Origin of the sequence: Parahoeflea olei (assembly GCF_001703635.1) — a bacterium.
Taxonomy (GTDB): Bacteria; Pseudomonadota; Alphaproteobacteria; order Rhizobiales; family Rhizobiaceae; genus Hoeflea; species Hoeflea olei.
Window position 1 is genome coordinate 63,774 of the sequence record NZ_LQZT01000005.1, and the last position, 23,343, is coordinate 87,116.

General features: G+C 66.4%; 21 protein-coding genes and 1 other RNA gene. 10 read left to right on the top strand and 12 right to left on the bottom strand.

Going from position 1 to position 23,343, the window contains the following annotated elements; genetic code table 11:
* Positions 1-2: 2 nt before the first annotated feature.
* The 4 genes from AWJ14_RS05595 to mraZ are packed head-to-tail and all read right to left on the bottom strand — an operon-like array spanning position 3 to position 3,585.
* A complete protein-coding gene (locus AWJ14_RS05595) occupies positions 3-1,748 on the bottom strand; it encodes a peptidoglycan D,D-transpeptidase FtsI family protein (protein WP_066176101.1) in 1,746 nt (581 codons plus the stop codon).
* A complete protein-coding gene (ftsL, locus tag AWJ14_RS05600; RefSeq protein ID WP_066176103.1) occupies positions 1,745-2,101 on the bottom strand; it encodes a cell division protein FtsL in 357 nt (118 codons plus the stop codon). Before ftsL ends, AWJ14_RS05595 begins: the two co-directional genes overlap by 4 nt.
* A 3-nt stretch (positions 2,102-2,104) precedes the next feature.
* Positions 2,105-3,130, bottom strand: coding sequence for a 16S rRNA (cytosine(1402)-N(4))-methyltransferase RsmH (gene rsmH / locus AWJ14_RS05605; protein WP_066176105.1), 1,026 nt, complete (start codon positions 3,128-3,130; stop codon positions 2,105-2,107).
* Between the two features lie 26 nt (positions 3,131-3,156).
* The gene (mraZ, locus tag AWJ14_RS05610) at positions 3,157-3,585 is read right to left on the bottom strand and encodes a division/cell wall cluster transcriptional repressor MraZ (RefSeq protein ID WP_066176108.1); all 429 of its coding nucleotides are present in this window, start codon (positions 3,583-3,585) and stop codon (positions 3,157-3,159) included.
* Between the two features lie 364 nt (positions 3,586-3,949).
* Between mraZ and AWJ14_RS05615 the strand changes: the two genes are divergently transcribed.
* Complete coding sequence (locus AWJ14_RS05615) at positions 3,950-4,996, top strand: threonine aldolase family protein (protein WP_066176111.1); 1,047 nt, start codon at positions 3,950-3,952, stop codon at positions 4,994-4,996.
* Positions 4,997-5,200: 204 nt separating this feature from the next.
* The gene (locus tag AWJ14_RS05620) at positions 5,201-5,776 is read left to right on the top strand and encodes a DUF2087 domain-containing protein (RefSeq protein WP_066176113.1); all 576 of its coding nucleotides are present in this window, start codon (positions 5,201-5,203) and stop codon (positions 5,774-5,776) included.
* Between the two features lie 12 nt (positions 5,777-5,788).
* Here the strand turns inward: AWJ14_RS05620 and AWJ14_RS05625 are convergent, their stop codons facing one another.
* On the bottom strand, positions 5,789-6,361 hold the full coding sequence (locus AWJ14_RS05625) for a TetR/AcrR family transcriptional regulator (RefSeq protein ID WP_066176117.1): 573 nt from the start codon (positions 6,359-6,361) through the stop codon (positions 5,789-5,791).
* Positions 6,362-6,499: 138 nt separating this feature from the next.
* Here AWJ14_RS05625 and AWJ14_RS05630 point away from each other — a divergent pair, with 138 nt between their 5' ends.
* From AWJ14_RS05630 to AWJ14_RS05645, 4 genes are read left to right on the top strand one after another with little or no spacing between them, the layout of a single operon-like run.
* Positions 6,500-6,958, top strand: coding sequence for a (2Fe-2S)-binding protein (locus AWJ14_RS05630; protein WP_066176119.1), 459 nt, complete (start codon positions 6,500-6,502; stop codon positions 6,956-6,958).
* A 1-nt stretch (position 6,959) separates the two neighbouring features.
* Entirely contained in the window at positions 6,960-9,203 is a 2,244-nt protein-coding gene (locus AWJ14_RS05635) for a xanthine dehydrogenase family protein molybdopterin-binding subunit (RefSeq protein WP_066176121.1), read from the top strand.
* A 10-nt stretch (positions 9,204-9,213) separates the two neighbouring features.
* A complete protein-coding gene (locus tag AWJ14_RS05640; protein WP_066176124.1) occupies positions 9,214-9,852 on the top strand; it encodes a hypothetical protein in 639 nt (212 codons plus the stop codon).
* Between the two features lie 9 nt (positions 9,853-9,861).
* Complete coding sequence (locus AWJ14_RS05645; RefSeq protein WP_066176127.1) at positions 9,862-10,218, top strand: hypothetical protein; 357 nt, start codon at positions 9,862-9,864, stop codon at positions 10,216-10,218.
* Here the strand turns inward: AWJ14_RS05645 and AWJ14_RS05650 are convergent.
* A complete protein-coding gene (locus AWJ14_RS05650) occupies positions 10,215-10,913 on the bottom strand; it encodes an SH3 domain-containing protein (protein WP_139112541.1) in 699 nt (232 codons plus the stop codon). The genes AWJ14_RS05645 and AWJ14_RS05650 overlap by 4 nt on opposite strands.
* 161 nt (positions 10,914-11,074) lie before the next feature.
* Positions 11,075-11,510, bottom strand: an RNA gene (gene rnpB / locus AWJ14_RS05655) — RNase P RNA component class A.
* Between the two features lie 240 nt (positions 11,511-11,750).
* Here rnpB and AWJ14_RS05660 point away from each other — a divergent pair.
* Together AWJ14_RS05660 and AWJ14_RS05665 are read left to right on the top strand one after the other, a co-directional pair.
* On the top strand, positions 11,751-13,136 hold the full coding sequence (locus AWJ14_RS05660; RefSeq protein WP_066176136.1) for an MATE family efflux transporter: 1,386 nt from the start codon (positions 11,751-11,753) through the stop codon (positions 13,134-13,136).
* Positions 13,137-13,318: 182 nt separating this feature from the next.
* Complete coding sequence (locus tag AWJ14_RS05665) at positions 13,319-14,581, top strand: pilus assembly protein TadG-related protein (protein ID WP_066176139.1); 1,263 nt, start codon at positions 13,319-13,321, stop codon at positions 14,579-14,581.
* A gap of 21 nt (positions 14,582-14,602) precedes the next feature.
* On the opposite strand, the gene AWJ14_RS05670 is transcribed toward AWJ14_RS05665, so the two are convergent.
* The 3 genes from AWJ14_RS05670 to AWJ14_RS05680 all read right to left on the bottom strand — a co-directional run bounded on the left by AWJ14_RS05670 (position 14,603) and on the right by AWJ14_RS05680 (position 16,928).
* On the bottom strand, positions 14,603-15,115 hold the full coding sequence (locus AWJ14_RS05670; protein WP_066176142.1) for a lytic transglycosylase domain-containing protein: 513 nt from the start codon (positions 15,113-15,115) through the stop codon (positions 14,603-14,605).
* Positions 15,116-15,447: 332 nt separating this feature from the next.
* Positions 15,448-16,221: an N-acetylmuramoyl-L-alanine amidase gene (locus AWJ14_RS05675; protein ID WP_066176146.1), complete on the bottom strand. Its 774-nt coding sequence runs from the start codon at positions 16,219-16,221 to the stop codon at positions 15,448-15,450.
* A complete protein-coding gene (locus AWJ14_RS05680) occupies positions 16,218-16,928 on the bottom strand; it encodes a J domain-containing protein (RefSeq protein ID WP_066176149.1) in 711 nt (236 codons plus the stop codon). The genes AWJ14_RS05675 and AWJ14_RS05680 overlap by 4 nt, the downstream gene beginning before the upstream one ends.
* A 139-nt stretch (positions 16,929-17,067) precedes the next feature.
* Here AWJ14_RS05680 and AWJ14_RS05685 point away from each other — a divergent pair, with 139 nt between their 5' ends.
* Complete coding sequence (locus AWJ14_RS05685; RefSeq protein ID WP_083220057.1) at positions 17,068-18,006, top strand: DMT family transporter; 939 nt, start codon at positions 17,068-17,070, stop codon at positions 18,004-18,006.
* A gap of 8 nt (positions 18,007-18,014) precedes the next feature.
* On the opposite strand, the gene AWJ14_RS05690 is transcribed toward AWJ14_RS05685, so the two are convergent.
* Entirely contained in the window at positions 18,015-19,001 is a 987-nt protein-coding gene (locus AWJ14_RS05690) for an aldo/keto reductase (protein WP_066176152.1), read from the bottom strand.
* A 58-nt stretch (positions 19,002-19,059) separates the two neighbouring features.
* A complete protein-coding gene (locus AWJ14_RS05695) occupies positions 19,060-19,593 on the bottom strand; it encodes a winged helix DNA-binding protein (RefSeq protein ID WP_066176155.1) in 534 nt (177 codons plus the stop codon).
* Positions 19,594-19,714: 121 nt separating this feature from the next.
* Here AWJ14_RS05695 and AWJ14_RS05700 point away from each other — a divergent pair, with 121 nt between their 5' ends.
* Complete coding sequence (locus tag AWJ14_RS05700) at positions 19,715-23,341, top strand: hydantoinase B/oxoprolinase family protein (RefSeq protein ID WP_066176158.1); 3,627 nt, start codon at positions 19,715-19,717, stop codon at positions 23,339-23,341.
* Positions 23,342-23,343: the final 2 nt, after the last annotated feature.

The window sequence follows — 23,343 nt, forward strand, 5'->3', positions numbered from 1 at the left end:
CGTCAGTAGGTCAATGACAATTCCTGTGTACCATTTCCGAATTCCGGCTTGACCCCAAGGAAGCCCGCCGAGCGACGAATGATCGCACCGACCGTGGGCGCGGCGTTGAGGCCGGCGGTGGCCGAGGATTTCCCTTCCTCGGGCTTCGGCTCGTCAATCACCACCAGCACCACATAGTCGGGATGATCGATCGGGAAGGAGGCCAGGAAGGCGTTGAAGCGCACCGACGAATTGTAGCGGCCGTTGACCACCTTTTCGGCCGTGCCGGTCTTGCCGCCGACACGGAAACCCTCGACTGCCGCGCGCGAACCGGAACCTCCGGTGCCCTTGGTGGCGTTGAGCTTCATCAGGTAGCGCATGCTGTCGCTGGTCGACGGCTCGATGACCCTGACCGCCAGCTTGTCGGCCTCTTCGGCGGTCCTCGGCAGGAAAGTGGGCTCGATCAGCTTGCCGCCGTTCATCAGTGCCGCCGCGGCGACCGCGGTCTGCAGCGGCGTGGTGGCAACGCCGTGGCCGAAGGAGATGGTGATCGAGTTGATCTTCTTCCATTCCGCCGGCTGGCTCGGCATGGCCACTTCCGGCAGTTCGGTCTGCATGCGCGTGAGCAGGCCGAGCCGCGTCAGGAACTCCTTGTGGCCTTCGATGCCGACGAGGTCGGCCATCCGGGCGGTACCGATATTGGACGAGTAGATGAAGATCTCGGGAACGGTGAGGACCCGGTTCTTGCCGTGGAAATCGCGGATGGTGAAGCCGCCGATGCGGATCGAGCCGCGCGCGTCGAACGAGTCGGTCATCTTCACCTTGCCCGAGTCGAGCGCCATCGCGGTGGTGAAAGCCTTGAAGGTCGAGCCCATTTCATAGGTGCCCGCCGACATCCGGTTGAGCCGGTCCTTCTGCAGCGCTTCGACCGGGTTGTTGGGGTCGTAATCCGGAAGCGAGGACATGCCGACGACCTCGCCGGTATGCACGTTGAGCACCACGCCGGCGGCCGCGATCGCCTTGTAGCGGTCCATGGCGGCGGCAAGCTCGTCGCGCAGCACATGCTGGACGCGAAGGTCGAGCGACAGCCGCACCGGCTTCAAATCCTCGTTGACGGTCATGCCCGCCGCGGCGAGATCGCCGAGCCCCTGGCCGTCGACATATTTTTCCATGCCGGCGATGCCGCGGTTGTCGATATTGACGTGGCCGACCACATGCGAGGCGGTGGGGCCGCCGGGATAGAACCGCCGGGTTTCCGGCCGGAAGCCGATGCCCGGGATGCCGAGCGCCAGGATCTGGCTCTGCTGCTTGGGGGTCAACTGGCGGCGGAGCCATTGGAATTTCGATTTCGACGACAGCTTGCGGTGGATGCCGCGCATGTCGAGATCGGGCAGCACGGTGGCGAGCAGCTCGACCGCCTCGTCGGCATCGATGATCTTGTTGGGCTCGGCAAACAGCGAGACGGTACGGATGTCGGTCGCCAGCACCTCGCCGTTGCGGTCGAGCAGGTCGGGACGCGAGACCAGCAACTGGTCGGGGCGCCCGATCGACGACACGGTTTCGGGCGAGCGCAGCCCGTATTCCACCAGCCGTCCGCCGAGCAGGGCGTAGAACACCCCGAAACAGGCGATGGCGATCACCATGCGGTTCTTGGCCTGGGCGTCCTGTGCCTTGCGCAGCCCTTCGAATTCACGCGGCCCCGGACCATAGCCGCCGCTGGGACGGGAAGTGGCGTGCCGACCGGGCAGGATGCGTCTCAACAGGCTCATGGCTGCACCGATCCCGTGGTGAGGGTGGCGTCGGTCTCGCCTTCGGCGATCTTCGGCGCGAAATCGCTGGCAAAGCCCGGCAATTCATCGGGCTGGGCCATCTGCGTGGCGTCGATCGGCTTCAATCCCAGCTCCGCCTCGAAGGCGGTCGACAGGCGCTGCAGCCGCGAGGGCTGGTTCAGGAGGCTCCAGTCGGCCTCCAGCAGATCGATGGTTTCTTCCTGCAGCTTGATCTTGGCCTGCAGGTCGGCGACTTCCTCAAGCTTGATCTCGGCGGCATGCTTGATCTGGTAGGTGACGGTGGCGGCTGCGATCATCGCGCCGACAAGCACCAAATCGAGTGTTCGCAGCATGGCTTAGCCTCCTAGCGCCGACAGCGCGGCAAGCGTGGGAACGGGAAGGATATCGTCGTCGGCCTTGCCGGCGGGGGCCGCGGTGCGCAGGCCGGCCCGGAGCTTGGCCGAGCGGGCGCGCGGATTGGCGGCGCATTCGGCCTCGCCCGCCGTCACCGGCTGCTTGCCGATCGGCGTGAAGCCGGCCGCGCGCTCCTCTGCCATCGGCAGGTGCCGCGAGCCGGTGGCCTTGCCGGCACGATCCTGGAAGAAGCGCTTGACGATGCGGTCCTCGAGCGAATGGAAGCTCACCACCACCAGCCGGCCGCCGGGCTTGAGCGCGCGCTCGGCTGAGAACAGCGTGCGCGCCAGCTCGCCCAGCTCGTCGTTGACATAGGTTCTGAGCGCCTGGAACACGCGCGTGGCCGGATGGATCTTGTCCTGCGGCCGGCGCGGCGAGACCTTCTCGATCAGGCCCGCCAGTTGCCGGGTGGTGGAGAACGGGGCCTTGGCGCGCTCGGCCTCGATCGCGCGGGCGATGCGGCCGGCATGGCGCTCCTCGCCGAGAATGCCGAAAATCCGCGTCAGGTCCGAGGCCTTGGCGCGGTTGACGACATCGGCGGCGCTGACGCCGGATTGCGCCATGCGCATGTCGAGCGGGCCGTCGCGCATGAAGGAGAAGCCGCGTTCGGCCTCGTCGATCTGCATCGAGGAGACGCCGATATCGAGCACCACGCCGTCGAGGCTCGCCTCCTCGACATGGTCGAGCAGTTGCGAAAAACGGGCATGGATCAGCGTGAGCTTGCCGCCGGAGGCGTCGACGAGTGCGGCGCCGGCGGCGATGGCGTCGGGATCGCGGTCGAAGGCGATGACGCGGGCCCCTGCACCGAGGATGGCCGTCGTGTAGCCGCCGGCTCCGAAGGTGCCGTCAACGATCGTCTCGCCCGGGGCGGGCGCAAGCGCATCGATGACCTCATGGAGAAGAACCGGAATGTGGCGGACAGGTCCGCCTTGGGCGTCAGTCGCACCGTCGCCCATGTCCGCCGCCATTCCGTTTCTCCATCCATTGCGAACGGTCAGGAAGCGGCCGTTCGTTCCTTCCGGGCCTGCGACTGCATTTCCTCGAATGCCGTCGGCTCCCAGAGCTGAAAATGATCCCCCCGCCCCGCGAACGTCACCCGGTCGGTGATGCCCGTGAAATCGCGGATGAAATCCGTCACCAGAAGCCGGCCCTCGCCATCCAGCTTCATGAACACGCCGCCGCCGTGAATGAGCAGCGACATCTTGTTGGCCTCGGGCGAAAACGGATCCTGCGACCCGATCATCCGCTCGAAGCGGTCGAGCACGTCCGGACCGGCCATCGAGACCGCCGGAAACACGAAATCCTGCCAGGCATAGAGCTCGTCCACCGCCGCGCGCGCCAGCACCGTGCGAAACATCGAGGGCACGGACACGCGCCCCTTCGCATCGATCCTGTTTGTCGCATGCGACAGGAACCGGTTCATCACGCTCTACCGCCGTTTCCGCCCGCTGACGCCATGCCATCCCTTCCCCGTCCTGCCGCCACATTTTCGCGCAAGGGCTCCCAAAGGCAGCGACAACCGCCTTTGCGGGTCCGGCGCGGAACCGCGGTCCAAAAGAAGATGAAACGGCGGATGCCCGCCTGCTGTTCTTGGGCATTTGGGATATCATGGGCCAATATGGGCGTCAATGGGAACAGCTCCCATCTCGACCGCGAGAATGCTCCGTTAATACCTCGTCAAGATTAACGAAGGGTTAGGAATGATGGATGAAAACTGAAGCTCTGGCGGTTGCGGCGCCCGGCCGGCGCATCCCAAACTCGGCCCGACGAATCGGAGCGCACCGCCCATGCAGAAGCTTTCCTTTGACGACGACCCCTCGCCCGCCGAGACCTTGCGCGCGCTTGCGGCCTTCGCGGGATCGTCCCCGGCCGACAAATACATGTCCGGAGAGCTGTTCGACCGGCTCCACGGAAGGCTCCGCGACCTGCTCGGCAAACCGGCCGCGCTGTTTGTTCCGAGCGGCAAGATGGCGCAGATGATGGCGTTGAAAACCCATGCCGAACGCGCCGGCTGCAGCCGCATCGCACTGCATCCGCGCTCCCACATGGAGGAATACGAGGCCCGCGCCTACCATGAGCTGTGGGGCCTGGGCGCGGTCCAGCTCGGCGGCTACGACCGGCTGCCGACCGCCGCCGATCTCGACGCGATCCGCGAGCCTCTGGGCGCGATCGTGGTGGAACTGCCGCTGCGGCGGCTCGGCTGCCTGCTGCCAGAATGGGAGGACCTGCGCGCGCTGGCCGGGCTTGCGCGCGAGCGCGGCATCGCGGTTCATCTCGACGGCGCGCGGATCTGGGAAAGCCAGCCCTTCTATGGGCGGCCGCTCGCCGAGATCGCGGCCCTGTTCGACAGCGTCTATGTGGCTTTCGACAAGGGCCTCGGCGGGCTTTCGGGCGGCGCGCTCTTGGGCGAAGCATCGGTCCTTGACCAGGCGACGATCTGGCAGCGGCGCGCGGGCGGCCGGGCGCTGCGCAGCTTCCCCACCCTGCTCTCGGCATTGAAGGGGCTTGAGGAGCGGCTGCCGCTGATGCCGGATTTTCACGGCAAGGCGGCTGAATTGGCCAACCGCTTCGCGGGCCTGCCCGGCGTCAGCGTCTCGCCGAACCCGCCGCATGCCAATGCGTTTTACGTGAGCGTCAATGGCGACCGCAGCAAGGCTTCCGGGGCCCGGGACGCGGCCGCCGCAGAGACCGGGCTCTGGCTGTTCGACGAGCTGATCGACAGCGTCGACCAGTCGGTCACCCGCTTCGAGGTGACCATCCGCGGTGCGGGCCTTGCGGTCTCTTCGGATCTGGCCGAGGCGGCCCTGCGCCGCTTTTTGGCGGGGCTGCGCTGACCGGTCGCTCGCCGCGCCGATTGCCGCGCGCGCCAGGCCGTGGTAAATCCCGCGTCACGGTCGGCAGTCACCGAGGCGTCGCTGTCCCTTCAAGGGAAGCTAAACCTGCCATCTGATCGGAACCCCTGGTTTGTTTTCATCCAGTGTCCGCATCGCCAAGCCAGCGACCAGCGATCTGTTTCGCGGACACGCCATGGATGTGACATGTCCAATGAAATGATTCCGCTTGTGGTGGAGGATGTCTCCCCCTTTGCCCGCGCGCTTGCCCGCCAGATCGGGTCGAGCAGCGAACCGCCGTCCCACCTCGCCCTCATGAACATGGTCTCCCGCGCCGCGGGTTTCCGCAATTTCCAGCACCTGCGCGCAGCCCGGCGCGCGGGCGAGCGGCTGGCCAACCAGCCGGAGGCCGCCCCCGTCGATCACCTCTTGGTCGAGCGCACGCTCCACCAGTTCGACAGTGACGGAAGGCTCAGGCAATGGCCGTCGCGCCGCACTGTCCAGGACCTGTGCCTGTGGGCGCTCTGGGCGGCGCTGCCGGCGCGGAAGCTGATGAATGAGCGCGAGGTCAACACGAGGCTGCGCGCGGCCCACCTGTTCGACGATCCCGCGATCCTGCGCCGGACCATGGTCACGCTCGGGATGCTCACCCGCAACCCCGACGGCACGGATTATTGCCGGCGCGAGCTCACCCCGCCGGCAGAGGCCCGGGCACTGATCGCCCTCATCGGAAAGCGCTGGCGCAGCCGCGACGCGGCTTCCGGCACCGGGGCGCCAGCCTGACGGCGGTCGTTCTCACGCCTCGCCGAGCATCTTCAGTGTGGCCTGTTTCAGCACCGCAAGCAGGCGACCCAAATGGTCGGAATCAAGGGCGGTGAACTTGAACCCGGTCGAGCTTCGATAGACGAACTCGGCCAGGTCCCGGGGCGTGGCTCCGGACGCGGACAGAACCTTTTCGTAGGGCGCGAACAGCCCCGCGAGAAGGTCGATCTTGCCTTGCTCGGCCGTCCCGCCACCGGCCTCCCCCGTCGCCGGGTTGCCGCCGAGCACTGCCATCAACTCTCCGGAATCGGGCATCTGCCGGGTCTGCTCGAAAAACTGCACGATGGCCCGGTCGAAAAAGATGTCGAGCCGGTCGCCGGTCGAGTCCGCCTTCTTCCAGGCCGCACTGACCTCGCCGACAACCTTTTCGGTGACCAGCCTGAGCGCAGCATCGATGATCTCCCCCTTGCCGGAATAGCGCGCATAGAGCGTCTGCCGGGAGACCCCTGCATGGTCGGCGATATCGCCCATGGTCGCCTTGCGCACGCCATAGCGGGCAAACACCGCGATGGCGGCCTCGAGAATGCGGTGGTCCTTGTCATCCATGTATGACAACTTGACAAATTATGTCATTTTGTCAATTCTTGAATTGCGCCCCGTGCGCGGTAGATGTCGTCGTCACGGCTCCGGCCAGGGACGGACGCCCATCCGGACGAACCCCGGAAATGCGGAAGAGGTATTTGCATGAGACTGACGGTCAACGGACAGACCCATGAGGTCGATGTCGAGCCCGAGATGCCGCTTCTCTGGGTGCTCCGCGACGAACTCGGCATCACCGGCGTCAAATATGGCTGCGGCATCGCCCAGTGCGGCGCCTGCACGGTGCATGTCGATGGCGCCGCGGTGCGCTCTTGCCAGCTTCCCGTGGGCGAACTGACCGGTGAGGTCACCACCATCGAGGGGCTCGGCCAGCCCGGTGCGCTGCATGCGGTGCAACAGGCCTGGATCGAGCACCAGGTGGCCCAGTGCGGCTATTGCCAGTCGGGCCAGATCATGGCGGCGGCTGCCTTTCTCGCTCTCAACCCCGAGCCCACCGACCAGGACATCGACGCCGTCATGAGCGCGAACCTCTGCCGCTGCGGCACCTATCCGCGCATCCGCGCGGCCATCAAGTCGGCCGCGGCAACGATGCGGAGCGCATGACATGGGACGTCTGAAAACCATCACCCGCCGCACCTTCCTGATCGGCTCGGTCGCGGTCGCCGGCGGCGTCGCCTTCGGCGCCTACACGGTCGCCAAGCCGCATGACAACCCTCTGCTCACAGGGCTCGGCGACGGCGAGGCGGCGATCACGCCCTATGTGCGCATCGACGCCGAGGGCGTGACGCTGATCACGCCGCGCGCCGATCTCGGCCAGGGCGCCTATTCGGTGCAGGCGGCGCTGATCGCCGAAGAACTCGATGTCGAACTCGACCAGATCCGCGTCGATCCCGGCCCGCCCTCGCCCGCCTACTGGAACACCGCCTTCGCCGACGAGGCCGCGGCCTTCATGGCGCCCGGCGGCGGGCTTGGCGAGTCGCTCGCCTATGGCGCGATCTCGGCGGCCATCAAGACCTTCGGCGTGCAGATCACCGGCGGTTCGACCACCGTGCCCGACGGCTTCGTCAAGCTGCGCGAGGCAGGCGCGGTGGCGCGCGAGACGCTGAAACTGGCGGCGGCGGAAAAATCCGGCATTGCGATAACTGACCTCAGGACCGAAGCCGGCCGGGTGCTGCTGCCAGACGGCACCGAGCTGAGCTACGCGGAACTGGCCCCGCTCGCAGCGCGCATCACCCCGCCGCAGGATGTGCCCTTGCGCGACCCGTCCGGGTGGCGGCTGATCGGCAAGCCGATGCAGCGCATCGACATCGTCGCCAAGTCGACCGGGGCGATGAAATACGGCATCGACATCGCCGTCGAGGGCATGCTGCATGCGGCGATCGTGCTCAACCCCGCGCAAGGCGGTGCCCTCAACGGCTTTGACGCCACGGAGGCGCTGAAGATGCGCGGCGTTAGCGACGTGGTCGAAGTCACCGGCGGCGTCGCCGTCGTCGCCGACAACACCTGGCGCGCCTTCGAGGCGGCCCGCAAGATCAGCTTCGACTGGGGGCCGGCGGCGTTTCCCGCGACCATGGACGAGCACTGGCAGGCGCTTGCCGACAGCTTTACCGAGGAGTTGCGCGACAGCCGCGTGCGCGACGACGGCAATGTCGAATTCGCCTTCGCGGAGATGCCGGGCCTGATCAAGGCGGAGTACCGCGCGCCCTATCTCGCGCATGCGCCGCTTGAGCCGATCAGCGCCATCGTCCGCGTCGATGACGACCGGGCCGAGGTGTGGACCGGAACCCAGATCCCGCGCTTCGTCCAGTCCAATGTCGCGCGGCTCGCGGGCCTCGACACCGAACGGGTCAAGGTCAATGTGCTCGTCATGGGCGGCAGCTTCGGCCACCGGCTCGAGGACGAGGTGGTCAAGCGCGCGACCGAGGTGGCGCTCCTGTTCAGGGGCACGCCGATAAAGCTCACCTATTCGCGCGAGCAGGACATGACCCATGATTTCCCGCGCCAGATCGCCATGGCGCGGATGCGCGGCACGGTCCGCAATGGCCAGGTCGACAGCTACGAGCTTGGCATCGCCATGCCGTCCGTGATCGCCTCGCAGATGGGACGCCAGAGCCTGCCCGGCACCGGTCCCGACAGCCAGATCGTCGCCGGCGCCTGGGACCAGCCCTTCGCCATCCCCAACCACCGCGTCACCGGCTACCGGGCGCGGGAACTGGCGCCGATCAGCTCCTGGCGCTCCGTCGGTGCCTCCTCGAACGGCTTCTTCTACAATCTCGGCCTCGACGAACTGATCCATGCCGCCGGCGCCGATCCGATGGCCGAACGCATCCGGCTCTGCAGCAACGACGAGGCGCGCAAGGTGCTCGAGACGGTGGCGGAGATGTCGAACTGGGGCAGCGATGCGGGCGAAGGCCGCGGCCGCGGCGTGGCCTTCACCCGCTCCTTCGGGGTGGAGTGCGCGATGGTGGTGGAAGTGGCCGCCACCGAGGGCGGTATCCGCATCGAGAAAGTGTTCGTCGCCGCCGAAGTCGGCACCGTGATCGACCCGGTCAATTTCGACAATCTGGTCAAGGGCGGCGTGATCTTCGGCCTCGGCCACGCCATGAATTGCGAGATCACCTACACCGACGGCATTGCCGACCAGGACAATTACCACGCCTTCGAGGGCATGCGGATGTACCAGTGCCCGGAGATAGAGGTGCGCGGGCTCGAAAACGGCGAGCGCGTGCGCGGCATCGGCGAACCGCCGGTGCCACCGACCGCACCCGCGCTTGCCGGCGCGATCTTTGCCGCAACCGGCAAGCGCCTGCGCGAGATGCCGTTCAACAAGCACGTCGATTTCGTCTGAGGAGCGCCCCATGATCCGATCACGCCTCATCGCAGCGGCCTTCCTTCTGGGCGTGGTGACCGCCGGACCGGTAGTGGCCCAAGACGTGGCGACAGGTGAAGCGGAAGCTCCGCCCGCCCCGCCCCCGTCGGTCGAGGAAGGGCTCGCGGGCTGGCAGCTGTTCTACGAGGTCGCGAGCCACCCGCGCTGCGCCAACTGCCACACCGGCGCCGACAACTGGCCGATGTGGTCCGGCCCGAGCTATGGCAAGCCACAGCGGCACGGCATGAACATCAATGCCGGCGACAGCCGCGTCGGCGCCGAGGCGCTGGTGTGCTCGACCTGCCATGTCACGCTGAGCGCGGCGGACGGCGGACCCGATCCGCTGCCGCATGCCGCCCCGCGCGCGGCCACGCCCTGGATGCTGGCGCCGGTCGAGACCGAATGGTTCGGTAAGTCCTCGGCCGAAATCTGCGCGCAGGTGAAGGATCCCGCGCGCAATGGCGAACGCACCATCGAGGAAGTGATCGCCCATGTCGAGGAAGGCGCGTTCCAGACCTGGGCCTGGAACCCGGGCGGCGGACGCGAGCCCGCGCCGCATTCGAAGCAGGAAGCGATCGACGCGCTGTCGACCTGGGCGGCGGCGGGCACGCCCTGCCCCGAGGAGTGAGGTATCCCGATGTTCAAGGCTTCGAAATCGCTGGGCTTTGCCGCATTGCTGATCTGGATCTCCGCGATCCTGCACATGTCCACCCCGGCGATCGCCGGCTTTTCGGAAGAGACCTTCCGGCTGGTGCCGCCGGCGCTGGTGCTGGCGGTGATGGGCTATCTGATGCTGCCCAACCGCCGCTTCATGGCCTGGCTCACCTTCTACGCGCTGCTTGCCGCGGCGATTGCCACACTGGCCCTTTCGGTGGGGCCGAGCAGCATCCGGCACGACTGGTGGATGCTGCTGCTGGCGGCTGACCTCTCGGCCGCGTTCTTCGTGTTCGTCTATCTTTGGTATCCGAAGCCGGTGATCAGGCGGGCCGCCTAGCCACCCGACAATGTGGCGGCACAGTCGCCGAACATGCCGTCGATCGGAACGCCGTCCCAGCATAGGATGCCGCCCCACTGGAAGGCCGTGCTCCCGGATTGCATGACCTCGAACCAGTCGTAACCGTTGAAGCGCATGCCGGCATTGCGGATCACCTTGACCGGCGTGCCTTCCGCGAGGCTGCCCGCGGCCGGATACTCCGTGCCCGGTCCGCTGCGCAACCGGCCGCCGAGCGAGCGCCCGGCCTGGTTGATCTCCGCGCCCTCCCCGGCCGCAACCTTTCGCGTGCAGCGAAACGGTGCACCATCGGGATAATCGCGAAAGCCGAGCTGGACATCCTCGCCCTTGCCGGAAAAGGTGAAGCCGGGGCTTGAGAAGCGGAAACCGCTCGCCACCGGCTCGGCCCGCGCGGTCTGCGTTTCCGCCGCCGACCGGGCGGCGGTGTGATAGGCGCTTTGCGGCACGATCCGGGCAATGGAACTGCCGTCTTCGGCCCGCTCGACCGTGACGCTGTAATGGACGTCGCTTTCGGACTCGCAGGTATAGACCGTGCTTTCCGCAGCGGCTGCCGCCGACACGCCACCCGCAAGCGGGGCGAGCGCCAGGAGGACGCGCGCTGCGGGGGCCGCCCGGCACATCTTCTTCATGCCGCGGCGCGGGTTTCTGGACGGGATGCCGGGAACGGGCTGGGACATGGTGCTGATCCGTCGCTTGCGTCAGAAGCGCCCAGTCTAGCGGTCCTGCATGCAGGACCGCAAGTCGGGCGGGTCCCGCGGCCCGACAGACGCCGCCATCGGCGCACCGCCAACCAGGACCGGAGACCGGGCCGCACCCGGCGGCCTGCACCGGGAAAACAATCGCCAGCCGGCCTGTAAGCCGGGTTCTGTATGGCCTTCGCCCGAGGACGAAAACGTGGCAGCCATTCCTCTGGGTCACGCGTTGCCGCGCGCCTCAAGCAACCTACCCGGATGACAACCCCGGAAAAGGGCCGGGCTTGCGCCCTGCGTCATCCCTATTCGGTTTTGCTCCCGGCGGGGTTTACCTTGCCGCTTCCGTTGCCGGTCGCGCGGTGGGCTCTTACCCCACCCTTTCACCCTTACCCCGCCGCCTCATGGCCGACAGACCCGTCATCGGGCGCCGGCAATCAGGTGGCGGGGCGGTTTGCTTTCTGTGGCACTTTCCCTGGGGTCGCCCCCGCCGGACGTTATCCGGCGCCGTTTTTCCGTGGAGCCCGGACTTTCCTCCCCCTGCTGTCTTTCGACGGTGCAAGGCGCGGCTGCCCGGCCGACTGGCGCGCCCTCCTTAGACCACCCGCCGAAAGATTACCAGCGCGCCGGGCGGCACAATCCGGTTGACACCGACAAGCGGCGCGCAGTAGCAAGCGCCCAGGGTGAAGGCCCCTGCCGCTCGCTGGCTCGTCCATGGTGAAGCCCTTCACGATTTTCTCTCATCCACCGATTTCAGTCGAATGCGGTCCGATGGCAATGCGAGCACCTTCCTGATCCGCATCCGAACGCTGAAAGAGGTTTGTGATGAGCGGAGTCTCCTCGCCCAATATCTATCTGAGCGGCTCGCTGCCGCGCCTGTTCGTCCGCACCGCCACACCGATCATCGCCGTCATGGGCGTGAGCGGCCTGTTCACGGTGGTCGATGCCTGGTTCCTTGGCGCCTATGTCGGTGCCGAGGCCCTGACCGCAGTCACCCTGATGTTTCCGCTCTACATGCTGCTGGTCGCGCTTTCGACGCTCGTGTCGAACGGGTTTGCCAGCATCTACGCCCGGTTCCTGGGCGGCGGGGAGCGTGAGCAGGCGCGCACGGTCCATCTCCAGGCAATGCAGCTCGCCCTTGTCGTTTCGGTCGCGCTGATGGCGCTGTTCCTGGCGTTCGGCCAGCGCCTGAGCCTGATGGCCGCCAATGGCGAGGCCGGGCTTGCAGCACTCGGCGACCGCTACATCTCGATCCTGGTCTTCTGCTCACCGGTGGTTTTCGTGCTCGCCATCGCCACAGCGGCGCTGCGCAGCGAGGGCCTGCTGGCGGCGCTGACGGCGATCTCGCTGCTCACGACGCTCCTCAATATCGGTTTCGACTACCTGTTCATCGTCCGGTTTGGTGCAGGCGTCGCGGGATCGGCCTGGGGTACCGTGCTGGCCCAGGTGCTGGCGCTTGCGGTGGTGGGGCTCCATCGCCGCCGCCACAAACACGCGGGTCCCGCCGGGGCCGGGTTCTGGTGCGGCGCCAACCATTGGCGCACGCTGATCGCACTCGGCCTGCCCTCGAGCCTGGGCTATATCGGGCTGTCGCTGTCGGCGGGACTGACGCTGGTCTGCCTGCAGATCTGGGCCGGCGAGAGCTATGCCACGACCGCGGGCGCCTATGGCATCATCACCCGGCTGATGACCTTTACCTTCCTGCCGCTGTTGGGGCTGAGCATGGCGTTCCAGACCATCGCCGGCAACAATTTCGGCGCGCGGCTCGGCGCCCGCACCGATCAGGCCACGCGCCTTGCGGTGCTTCTCGCGCTCGGCTATTGCGCCGCGGTCGAACTCACGCTCCTGCTCGCGCGCGACCGGATCGGTTTCGTCTTTGTCGAGGATCCCGCGATCGCGGCCGACATCGGCCGGATCCTGCCCTATGCGGTCATCGCCATGGTCCTGCTCGGTCCGCTGATGATGATCGGGGCCTATTTCCAGGCGATCGGCGACCCCGGGAGGGCGGCGCTGCTGGGGCTGTCGCGTACCTATCTGTTCGCACTGCCGCTGACCGCGTTGCTGCCGTTTCTCTTCGGCGAGCCGGGCATCTGGTATGCGGGCGCGGTCGCAGAACTGCTGATGCTGGGCCTCACCGTGGCGGTGCTGAGCCAACGGCGCATCTCAACCGGCCGGGCATGGGGGCTTTTCGAAACCCGCGCCGGGGCGTGATGCCGGCCCGCGCCGCCGCAAGCCTGGCGGCGCGGGCTCACGCCATCGCTTGCCCCGGATGCCGGAGAGCCAAACATTAAGAAAGAATGAGCCGGCATCGGCTGAATCTGACCGACCGCTTCACGGAAAATTTCGAAATATGCGCTAAAGCTCGCTTGGAATTGCGCCAGGAGCAGATGCGAATGACTTTCCGGCTTCAACCAGGCCTGCCCAGGGCTGTGATCACCCATCTTGCCGGCAATCGCTCCGGCAATTTCGGCATCATCATGGCACTATTGATCCCGCTCCTGCTCCTGGTGGCCGGAGGTGCGGTCGATGTGGTTCATGCGCTCGGCCAGAGGAGCATGTACCAGGACCAGCTCGATGCCGCAGTGCTTGCCGCGGTGCACGAGAGCGACGCCGAGGCGCAGCTCAGCACCGCGAGATCCTATATTCGCAGCCTGTCCGATTCCGGTCTCTCCGCCGCCCAGTTGCAGCAGGCCGGCATCTCGCTGGAACTCGCCACCAATCCCGACGGCAGCCTGACGGGGACGCTGCACATGCCGCATCCGACGGCGTTCCTGAAGCTCGTGCATCTCAACGCCATCCCGATCAGCGTGTCTGCGACCGCGATCAAGGCCGGCGGCGCCGCGCCGGCACCGGACTGCATCTACGTGCTCGGCAACAAGAGCCAGGCGGTGCTGATCAACTCGGGCGCCAGGCTCGACGCCAAAGCCTGCGAGGTCAATGTCCATTCGACCGCCTCGCCCGCCTTCATCATGAATGCAGGGGCTTCGATCGAGACGGCGAAATTCTGCGTCAAGGGCGGCAGCTATATCCAGAACGGCGGTGCGCTGAGCAACCTGAAGACCAATTGCGCGGCGGAGGCCGACCCCTATGCCGGCAAGATCCCGGAACCGGCGGTGAGTTCAAGCTGCACCACCCAGGGCGCGCTCAGCGGCTCAAGCTTCACGCTCGAGCCCGGGGTGCACTGCGCCACCACCTTCAACGGCAACCCGAAGGTCACCTTCAAGCCGGGCCTGCACATCATCAAGGGCCGCATGATCCTCAATTCGGGCTCGACCGTGATCGCCGAGGGCGTGACCTTCTATTTTCCGGATGTCGACAGCGAGATCCGCGCCAATGGCGGCCTCAGGTTCACCGCCTCCGCACCCGCCACCGGCGCCTATGCCGGCGTGCTGATGTTCGAGAAGACCTCGGATCCGGCCAACAACGCCCGCAAGCAGCAATATGTCTTCAACGGCTCGGTGGGCGAGACCCTGACCGGTATCATCCACCTGCCCAACCGCGACGCCGTCTACAATTCGACCACCAACCAGACGAACCGTCTGTCGCTCGTGGTCAACACCCTGATCATGAATTCGGCCAACTGGAAGCTCGACCCCTATCAGGGTCCGGGTCCCGGCGGCAGCGGGGCTACCGGCGATGTCCGCCTGGTCGATTGACCCCCGGCAGCGGCAGCCCCCCTATTTCATCAGCCGCGTGACCTTGCCGCAATAGCGCTTGGATACCGGGTTCATGCGCTTGGCGGCATGGCCGGCATTGTATTTCAGGATCGTGCCGCAGGTCGAACCGCCACCGAGCTTGTGCGCCATGGCGAGATATTTCATGCCGTATTTGATATTGGTTTCGGGATCGTAGAGCCCCTTGGTCGAGCCGCTATAGCCCATCATCCGTGCGGTCCCGGGCTTGATCTGCATCAGGCCGATCTCGCCTGCCGAGCCGCGGGCATTGGGTCGATAGTTGCTCTCGACCGAAATCACCGCATGGGCAAGCGACTCCGGCACGCCCTGCTGCTTGGCGTAGGACGAGATCAGCTTGCCATAGGGGCGGGCCGCATAGCCCATGTTCAGACTGGATGGTTTGATCGTGCTGGAGGAAATGGAACCGGTGGTTTCGCCGGATACGCCGGTGGTTTCGCATCCCGAGAGCGCAAAGCACAGCAGGGCCGCCGCGGCAGCCGTAAAAGTCAAACGCATATTGTGGTCGTCTCCAATGGCGCCATGTCCATCCGCAAGAAGGATGGAACCGGATCGTTGCTGGCGCGTTTCAAGTCGGTACGGGTTGCGGTGAACTGTGCGCTCTTCCGCTCTGCCCGTACGTTGGAGCCGTCTCAATCAGGGCTCAGGCTGGCAGTTTTGTGACCCGGCAAGAAAAAAATGCCGCGCCGCAATAAACTTCCATGTCAAACTGTAACATTTCGTCCGCGCCCGGCCCGTGCTGCACCCTGTCCAGCCCCGCATGCAGCCAGGTCGGCACGGGCGTCCGGTCCAGCCAGATCCTCCGGCCAGACCAACATCAACGGGCAAGATCAAACGGCGGGAGGCAGGTCGGTCAGCAACCGGTGCAGGGTGCCGATGGTCGATGCATCGGCAATGCCGTCGATCCGCTCCGGCCGGAAATGGCGCTGGAAGGCGGCGATCACGGCGGTGGTCTGCGCATCATAGGAGCCATCCACCCGCACACCGTAGCCATAGAGCGCGAGCATGGTCTGCAAGGCCTCGACCGGCTGGCCGGCATCGCCCTCTTGGAAGAAGCGCCCGCCGCCGACCGGCAGCGGCGCGACCCAGTGGCCGATCCCGGCGCGATGCAGCCGCTCCCAGGGAAAGGCCTCGCCCGGGTCCTGCTTGCGCATCGGCGCGATATCGGAATGCGCAAGCACCCGCTCGGGCAAGAGCGCGTGGCGGGCGACGATGTCGCGGCACAGCCCGATCACCGCCTCGATCTGCGCCTCATGGAACGGCGGCGAGCCCGCCGCATGGCCGGGATTGGCGATCTCGATGCCGATCGAGGCCGAATTGAGGTCGGTCTCGCCCTTCCATTCACTCTGGCCGGCATGCCAGGCGCGCCGGCTTTCGGGCACCATCTGCACGATCCGACCGTCCTCATGGACGAAATAATGCGAGGAAACCTGGCTTTCCTCCGCACACAGCCAGTCGAGCGCCGCCTCGCCGCTCGGCATGCCGGTATAGTGCAGGATCAGCATGTCGGGCTTGCGCCCCTCGCGGCGTTCGCCGTGATTGGGCGAAGGGCGCACGGAGGCTCCAGCGAAGTCGGGCGAAAAACCGGCGCACAAATCGGTCATGCGGCGACGCGGGCCTTCTCGATCACAGAATAGGCCTCGTTGAGCGCGGCCATCCGGTCATTGGCCAGCCTCAGGAACTCCTCGGGCACGCCGCGGGCGCGCAGCCGGTCGGGATGGCTTTCCGAGGCAAGCTCGCGATAGCGCTTCTTGACTTCGTCGAACGGCGTCGCCGGGGCAAGGCCCAGCACCGCGTAGGGGTCGATCCCGTCGGGATGGACATGGCGCGCGAGAATGCGGGCGAAATGGGTTTCGTCGATGCGGAAGATCTCCGCCACATGGGCGATGAAATCGAGTTCCTTCTCGTGAATGACACCATCGGCCTTGGCGATATGGAACAGCCCGTCGAGCACGTCCTCGAGCATGGCGCAATTGGCATGGCCCGAGCCGCACATGCCGGCCACCCGCTGCGCATAGACGTCGTAGCCCGCGACGTCCTGCTTGGCGAGATTGTAGAGCCGGGCGACATTCTGCGCCTCGGCCTCGGGAATCGTGAAGATATCCTGGAAGGCGCGCACCTCTTCGGGCGCGACGATGCCGTCTGCTTTCGCCATCTTCGCGCTGAGCGCGATCACGGCCACCGAAAACGCCACATTGCGCCGCGTCTCGGGATCCCCCGCAAACACGGTGTAGACGGCTTCGACAACCCCCGAAAAGGCTGTGGAGGCGGTCTCCCCGATAAAATCGAACAGGCGGCTGAACAAGGACATGATTTGTCTTTAGCCGATCCGGCCTCGAAAATCGAGCGTGATGCACGGCACAATCGCAAGCTCATCCATCACACCGGACGATCCGAGCCATTTCCCGAATTGACTGGACCGGCCCCGGGCCGGCGGCTATGGCGGGTGAATGCCCCACAGCTCCGACCACCACACGCCCGACCGGACCGCGACCGCCAGTCCCCTGCCCCCGGCACTCCCCAAACCGGCGCATCCGCTGGCGGGGTTGGCGATCGGTTTCGTCGGGGTGGTGATCTTCGGCGCCACCCTGCCCGCCACCCGGATCGCGCTCGAAGGCTTTTCGCCCGCCTTCATCACCTTCGGCCGCGCCACCATTGCGGCAGTGGTCGCGGCGATCGCGCTCGTGATGAGGCGCAAGCGGTTTCCCCGCCGCCACGCGCTCACCCTGCTGGGCGCCGGCGTGCTGCTGGTCTACGGCTTTCCGCTGTTTTCAAGTGTCGCCATGCAGACCGTGCCCGCGTCCCATGGCGGCGTGGTGCTCGGCGTGTTGCCCTTGATGACGGCCACCTTCGCAGCGCTGTTCGGCGGCGAGCGGCCGGGCCTCGCCTTCTGGGCCTGGAGCATCGCCGGCGCGTGCCTGGTCACCGCCTTCTCGCTGTCGGGTGCCGATATCGCCCCCGGCATCGGCGATCTGTGGCTTGCCTGCGCGGCCCTCTCGGCCTCCTGCGGCTATGTGATGTCCGCCAAGCTCGCCCGCATCCTGCCCGGTTGGGAAGTGATCAGCTGGGCGCTGGTGCTGACGGCCCCGGTCTCGCTCGCAGGCACGCTCCTGTGCTGGCGCACCGGAATCACGACGCCGCAAGCCCCCGAACTAGCCGCCCTCGCCTATCTGTCATTGGGCTCGATGTTCCTGGGCTTCGTGTTCTGGAACTGGGGCCTCGCCATCGGCGGCATCGCCCGCGTGGGCCAGGTGCAACTGCTGCAGAGCTTCGTGACCCTCGGCGTCTCGGCGCTGCTGCTGGGCGAAACGATCACGCCGGTGATGCTCGGCTTCGCCGTCGCTGTCGGCGTCGTCGTCTGGTGCGGCCGCAAGGCCAAGGTCGGCTGAGAGCCGGCTTAGCTGTGGCCGGTCACGGCGCGCGGCTTGTAGGCCTGCTCCAGCGACCGGATCGAGGCCGCATCGAGCTTGACGTCGAGTGCCCCGATTGCCTCTTCGAGCTGGCGGAGTTTGGTTGCGCCGACGATCGGCGAAGTCACGAAAGGCTTCGACAGCACCCAGGCATAGGCCACCTGCGCCGCACTCACGCCGAGCTTCGCCGCCACTTTTTCCACCCGCGCCAGGATCGCATAATCCTGCGGCGAGCCGAAATAGCCCTGCGCCATCTTGTCGGTCGCGGCGCGCTTCGTCGCCTGGCCGTCCTTCGGGCGGTTGCCGGCCAGAAACCCGCGCGCGATCGGCGACCAAGGCACCACGCCCACGCCTTCGGAGGCGCAATAAGGCATCATCTCGCGCTCTTCCTCGCGATAGGCGAGATTGTAGAAATTCTGCATGGCGGCAAAGGGCTGGTAGCCGCGCGCCTTCTGCATTTCCCTGAGCTTCGCGAATTGCCAGGTCCACATCGAGGACGCGGCGACATAGCGGGTCTTGCCGGACTGCACCACGGTTTCGAGCGCGTCGAGCATTTCGTCGAATTCGGTGTCCGGATCGAGCCGGTGGACATAGAGAATGTCGACGTAATCCATGCCGAGCCGGGTGAGCGACTGGTCGATCTGGTCGAGAATGTGCTTGCGCGACAGCCCGCGGTCGTTGGGCCGGTCGTCGCCCATGCGGAGCCCCACCTTGGTGGCCACCACGATCTCGTCGCGCTTCGCGTAAGTCCTGAGCGCCTTGCCGGTGATCCGTTCGGAATCGCCGTAATTGTAGTGGTTCGCCGTGTCGAAGAAATTGATGCCCGCCTCCACCGCGGTGCGGAAGAACGGCTGCGCCTCGTCTTCGGGGAGCACCCAGGGATGGGTCGGCCCGCCGGGCGTGCCGAAGCTCATGCAGCCCAGGCACAGCCGCGACACCTTGAGGCCAGTCTTGCCAAGCCGGACATACTGCATTGCGATCTCTCCCGAATTGCATGCGCGGGGCGACGATAGGCAGCCGCCCCCCGTGCGGTCAATAGCTTGCGGCCGAGCGCGATGCCTGATCATACTGGCCCGACATCACCCGCATCAGGCCTGCAAGCTCGGAGATGCGGGCCTCGTCGAGCCCGAGCGTGGCCACCGACTCGATCAGCAGCTTCTCCCTCAGGTCGCGATAGGTGAGGCAGAGTTCAGCGCCCGCCCGGGTGATGCGCGCGGTCTTTTCCTTGCCGCGCCGGCCCGGTTCGACCAGCCCCAGCCCCTCGAGCTTCTTGAGCGCATAGGCCACCACATGGGTGTCCTCGATGTTGAACATCATGCACAGTTCCGCCTGGCTCTTGTCGCGTTCGCGGTGATTGACCGCGTGCAGGATCTGCACCTCGACGCTCGACAACCCGGCCCCACCTGCTGCCGCCGTGCAGCGCGTGATCCAGCGCTGGAAGGCGTTGGACAGGATCACCAGCGCGAATTCCATTTCCGACAGCGCCGGCAGGCCGCCATCGGCCAGATGCGAGGCGGAGACGACCGGACCGAGGGATTGGGCGGGCTTGGAGGGTTTGGGCGCCATCGGCAACACTCACATTTTATCAACATAATGTTGACGTAATGCCAACAATCGGCATTATACGCGGACAAACACGACTGTCCATGGCAAGCTGCCGGGACGCGCACCGACGGGAGATTTGATCATGGCACAGGCTTGGGATTTCTGGATCGACCGCGGCGGCACCTTCACCGACGTCATCGGCCGCGCGCCGGACGGCACGTTGCACCAGCGCAAGCTCTTGTCCGAAAACCCGGAAGCCTATCCCGATGCCGCGATCCAGGGCATCCGCGACCTGCTCGGCCTTAGCGCCGACGAGCAGATCCCGCCCGCCCGCATCGGCCATGTGAAGATGGGCACCACGGTCGCCACCAACGCGCTGCTCGAGCGCAAGGGCGACCGCACGCTGCTCGTCATCACCAAAGGCTTCCGCGACGCGCTCAGGATCGCCTATCAGGCCCGCCCCGACATCTTCGCCAAGGAAATCATCCTGCCGGAACAGCTCTATGAGCGCGTGATCGAGGTCGACGAGCGCGTCATGGCCGACGGCAAGGCGGTGCGCGGCCCCGATCTCGCCGCCCTCGAGCCCGCGCTCGCGGCGGCCCGCGCGGACGGCATCGAGTCCGTTGCCGTGGTGCTGATGCATGCCTGGCAGAACCCGATCCACGAGGCGATCGTCGAAGGCGCCTGCGAGCGCGCGGGCTTTGCGCAAATTTCGGTGAGCCACCAGGTCTCGCCGCTCGCCAAGCTCGTCGGCCGTGGCGATACCACCGTGGTCGACGCCTATCTCTCGCCGATCCTCAAGCGCTATGTCGACCGGGTGGCGAGCGTGCTCGGCGCCACGCCGTCCGGCGAACCCGGCCCGACGCTGCAGTTCATGATGTCCTCGGGCGGGCTGACCGCGGCCGACATGTTCCGCGGCAAGGACGCGATCCTGTCGGGTCCGGCCGGCGGCGTGGTCGGCATGGTCGAGACGGCGAAGCTCGCCGGCTTCGACAAGGTGATCGGCTTCGACATGGGCGGCACCTCCACCGATGTCGCCCATTATGACGGCGACTATGAGCGCGCCTTCGACACAGAAGTCGCAGGCGTCCGCATCCGCGCGCCGATGATGCGCATCCACACGGTCGCCGCCGGCGGCGGCTCGATCCTGCATGCAGACGAGGGTCGCTTCCGCGCAGGCCCTGACAGTGCCGGCGCCAATCCCGGCCCCGCCTGCTACCGCCGCGGCGGCCCGCTCACCGTCACCGATGCGAACGTGATGATCGGCAAGCTGCAGCCCGATTTCTTCCCCTCGATCTTCGGCCCCGGCCAGGACCAGCCGCTCGACACCGAGGCCGTGCGCCAGTCCTTTGCGGAACTCGCCGCGCAAGAACCCGGCAAGAGCGCCGAAGACATCGCCGAGGGCTTCGTCACCATCGCCGTCGAGAACATGGCCAACGCCATCAAGAAGATCTCGGTGCAGCGCGGCTATGACGTGACCAAATATCTCTTGAATTGCTTCGGCGGCGCCGGCGGCCAGCATGCCTGCCTGGTGGCCGATGCTTTGGGCATGGAATCGATCCTGATCCACCCGTTTTCCGGGCTTCTGTCGGCCTATGGCATCGGGCTTGCGAGCGTGTTCGCGAGCCGCCAGCAGGCGCTGATCAAGCCGCTCGGCGAGGACAGCCGCACCGACGTGAAGATGCTCGTCGACGAACTCCGGAAGGGCGTGTTCGAGGAACTCGCCGCCCAGGGCGTGCCCGATGACGCGATCGGCTGGCGGCCGCTGTTGCAGCTGCGCTATGACGGCACCGACACCACCATTCCCGTGGCCTTTTCCGATTTCGACTTCGACGCCGCCCGCGCCGAATTCGAGGCCTCGCACAAGGCCCAGTTCGGCTTCATCTACGACAACAAGACCGTCATCATCGAGGCGATCTCGGTCGAGGGCGTCGACGACCGCCAGGACGGGCGCACCGAAGCCGAGCATGCGCTCGCGGACACGGCTCCGGACGCGGGCGAAACCCGGAAATTCTATTCCGGCGGCGCCTGGCGCGAGGCGCGGGTGTTCCGCCGCGAGGGCCTCAAGCCCGGCCAGCGCCTCAAGGGCCCGGCGCTGGTGATCGAACCCAACCAGACCATCGTCGTCGAGCCGGGCTGGGAAGCCACGATCAACGCCCGCGACCATGTGGTGCTGACCCGCTTCGAGAAGCTCGACCGGGCGCTTGCCATCGGCGCCGACGCAGCCGACCCGATCCTGCTCGAAGTGTTCAACAACCTGTTCATGTCGATCGCCGAACAGATGGGCGTGACGCTGCAGAACACCGCCTATTCGGTCAACATCAAGGAACGGCTCGACTTCTCCTGCGCGGTGTTCGACCGCGAGGGAAGGCTGGTCGCCAACGCGCCGCACATGCCGGTGCATCTGGGCTCGATGGACCGGTCGGTGGAAACCATCATCCGCCTCAACGAAGGCGACATCCATCCCGGCGACGTGTTTGCGCTCAACGCGCCCTACAATGGCGGCACCCACCTGCCCGACATCACCGTGGTCACCCCGGTGTTCTCCAATGACGGTTCGGAAATCCTGTTCTGGGCGGCCTCGCGCGGCCACCATGCCGATGTCGGCGGTTCCGCGCCGGGCTCGATGACGCCACTTGCCACCACGGTGGACGAGGAAGGCGTGCTGATCGACAATTTCCGCATGGTCGAGCGCGGCCGCTTCCGCGAGAAGGAGCTGGTCGAGCTTCTCACCAACCACCCCTACCCGGTCCGCAACGTCGTCCAGAACGTGGCCGACCTGAAGGCCCAGATCGCCGCCAACGAAAAGGGCGTGGCCGACTTGCGCAAGATGGTCGCCGACTTCGGGCTCGACGTGGTCGAGGCCTATATGGGCCATGTCCAGGACAACGCCGCCGAGAGCGTCGCGCGCGTGATCGAGACCCTGTCGGACTGCGAGTACGAATACCCGACCGACACCGGCCAGGTGATCCGCGTGAAGATCTCGGTCGACCGCGAGCGGCGCGAGGCGACCGTCGACTTCACCGGCACCTCGGACGCGATGGAAAACAACTTCAACGCGCCCGAACCGGTGGCCCGCGCGGCCGTGCTCTACTGCTTCCGGGTAATGGTGGAAAAGCCGATCCCGATGAATGCCGGCTGCCTGAGGCCGATCCGCATCGTCATCCCCGAGGGTTCGATGCTCAAGCCCGCCTATCCGCGCGCGGTGGTGGCCGGCAATGTCGAGACCTCGCAGCACGTGACCAATGCCATCTTCGGCGCGCTCGGCGCGCTCGCCAACAGCCAGGGCACGATGAACAACCTGACCTTCGGCAACGCCACCTACCAGTATTACGAGACCATCTGCTCGGGCTCACCGGCAGGCTTCGAGAATTCGGGCCGCGGCTTCAATGGCACCTCGGGCGTCCACACCCACATGACCAATTCGCGGCTGACCGATCCCGAGATCCTGGAAATGCGCTTTCCGGTTCTGCTCGAGGATTTCCACATCCGCGACGGCTCTGGCGGCAAGGGCCGGTATAGCGCGGGCAACGGCACGCGGCGCACCATCCGCTTCCTCGAGCGCATGGATCTGGCCATTCTCTCATCGCACCGCAACCGCCCGCCGCTCGGCATTGCCGGCGGCGGCGAGGGTGAGGTCGGCAAGACCGAGGTCCGGCGCAAGGACGGCCGCATCGAGACGCTGAAGGCCTGCGACCAGACGGTGCTGGAGGCCGGCGACGCGGTGATCCTGACCACGCCGACGGCAGGCGGCGCGGGCAAGGGCTGACA

Excerpts from the sequence above, each read along its gene's own strand:
- AWJ14_RS05595 (WP_066176101.1), bottom strand. The coding sequence starts at position 1,748 with ATGAGCCTGTTGAGACGCATCCTGCCCGGTCGGCACGCCACTTCCCGT.
- ftsL (WP_066176103.1), bottom strand. The coding sequence starts at position 2,101 with ATGCTGCGAACACTCGATTTGGTGCTTGTCGGCGCGATGATCGCAGCC.
- rsmH (WP_066176105.1), bottom strand. The coding sequence starts at position 3,130 with ATGGCGGCGGACATGGGCGACGGTGCGACTGACGCCCAAGGCGGACCT.
- mraZ (WP_066176108.1), bottom strand. The coding sequence starts at position 3,585 with ATGAACCGGTTCCTGTCGCATGCGACAAACAGGATCGATGCGAAGGGG.
- AWJ14_RS05615 (WP_066176111.1), top strand. The coding sequence starts at position 3,950 with ATGCAGAAGCTTTCCTTTGACGACGACCCCTCGCCCGCCGAGACCTTG.
- AWJ14_RS05620 (WP_066176113.1), top strand. The coding sequence starts at position 5,201 with ATGTCCAATGAAATGATTCCGCTTGTGGTGGAGGATGTCTCCCCCTTT.
- AWJ14_RS05625 (WP_066176117.1), bottom strand. The coding sequence starts at position 6,361 with ATGGATGACAAGGACCACCGCATTCTCGAGGCCGCCATCGCGGTGTTT.
- AWJ14_RS05630 (WP_066176119.1), top strand. The coding sequence starts at position 6,500 with ATGAGACTGACGGTCAACGGACAGACCCATGAGGTCGATGTCGAGCCC.
- AWJ14_RS05635 (WP_066176121.1), top strand. The coding sequence starts at position 6,960 with ATGGGACGTCTGAAAACCATCACCCGCCGCACCTTCCTGATCGGCTCG.
- AWJ14_RS05640 (WP_066176124.1), top strand. The coding sequence starts at position 9,214 with ATGATCCGATCACGCCTCATCGCAGCGGCCTTCCTTCTGGGCGTGGTG.
- AWJ14_RS05645 (WP_066176127.1), top strand. The coding sequence starts at position 9,862 with ATGTTCAAGGCTTCGAAATCGCTGGGCTTTGCCGCATTGCTGATCTGG.
- AWJ14_RS05650 (WP_139112541.1), bottom strand. The coding sequence starts at position 10,913 with ATGTCCCAGCCCGTTCCCGGCATCCCGTCCAGAAACCCGCGCCGCGGC.
- AWJ14_RS05660 (WP_066176136.1), top strand. The coding sequence starts at position 11,751 with ATGAGCGGAGTCTCCTCGCCCAATATCTATCTGAGCGGCTCGCTGCCG.
- AWJ14_RS05665 (WP_066176139.1), top strand. The coding sequence starts at position 13,319 with ATGACTTTCCGGCTTCAACCAGGCCTGCCCAGGGCTGTGATCACCCAT.
- AWJ14_RS05670 (WP_066176142.1), bottom strand. The coding sequence starts at position 15,115 with ATGCGTTTGACTTTTACGGCTGCCGCGGCGGCCCTGCTGTGCTTTGCG.
- AWJ14_RS05675 (WP_066176146.1), bottom strand. The coding sequence starts at position 16,221 with ATGACCGATTTGTGCGCCGGTTTTTCGCCCGACTTCGCTGGAGCCTCC.
- AWJ14_RS05680 (WP_066176149.1), bottom strand. The coding sequence starts at position 16,928 with ATGTCCTTGTTCAGCCGCCTGTTCGATTTTATCGGGGAGACCGCCTCC.
- AWJ14_RS05685 (WP_083220057.1), top strand. The coding sequence starts at position 17,068 with ATGCCCCACAGCTCCGACCACCACACGCCCGACCGGACCGCGACCGCC.
- AWJ14_RS05690 (WP_066176152.1), bottom strand. The coding sequence starts at position 19,001 with ATGCAGTATGTCCGGCTTGGCAAGACTGGCCTCAAGGTGTCGCGGCTG.
- AWJ14_RS05695 (WP_066176155.1), bottom strand. The coding sequence starts at position 19,593 with ATGGCGCCCAAACCCTCCAAGCCCGCCCAATCCCTCGGTCCGGTCGTC.
- AWJ14_RS05700 (WP_066176158.1), top strand. The coding sequence starts at position 19,715 with ATGGCACAGGCTTGGGATTTCTGGATCGACCGCGGCGGCACCTTCACC.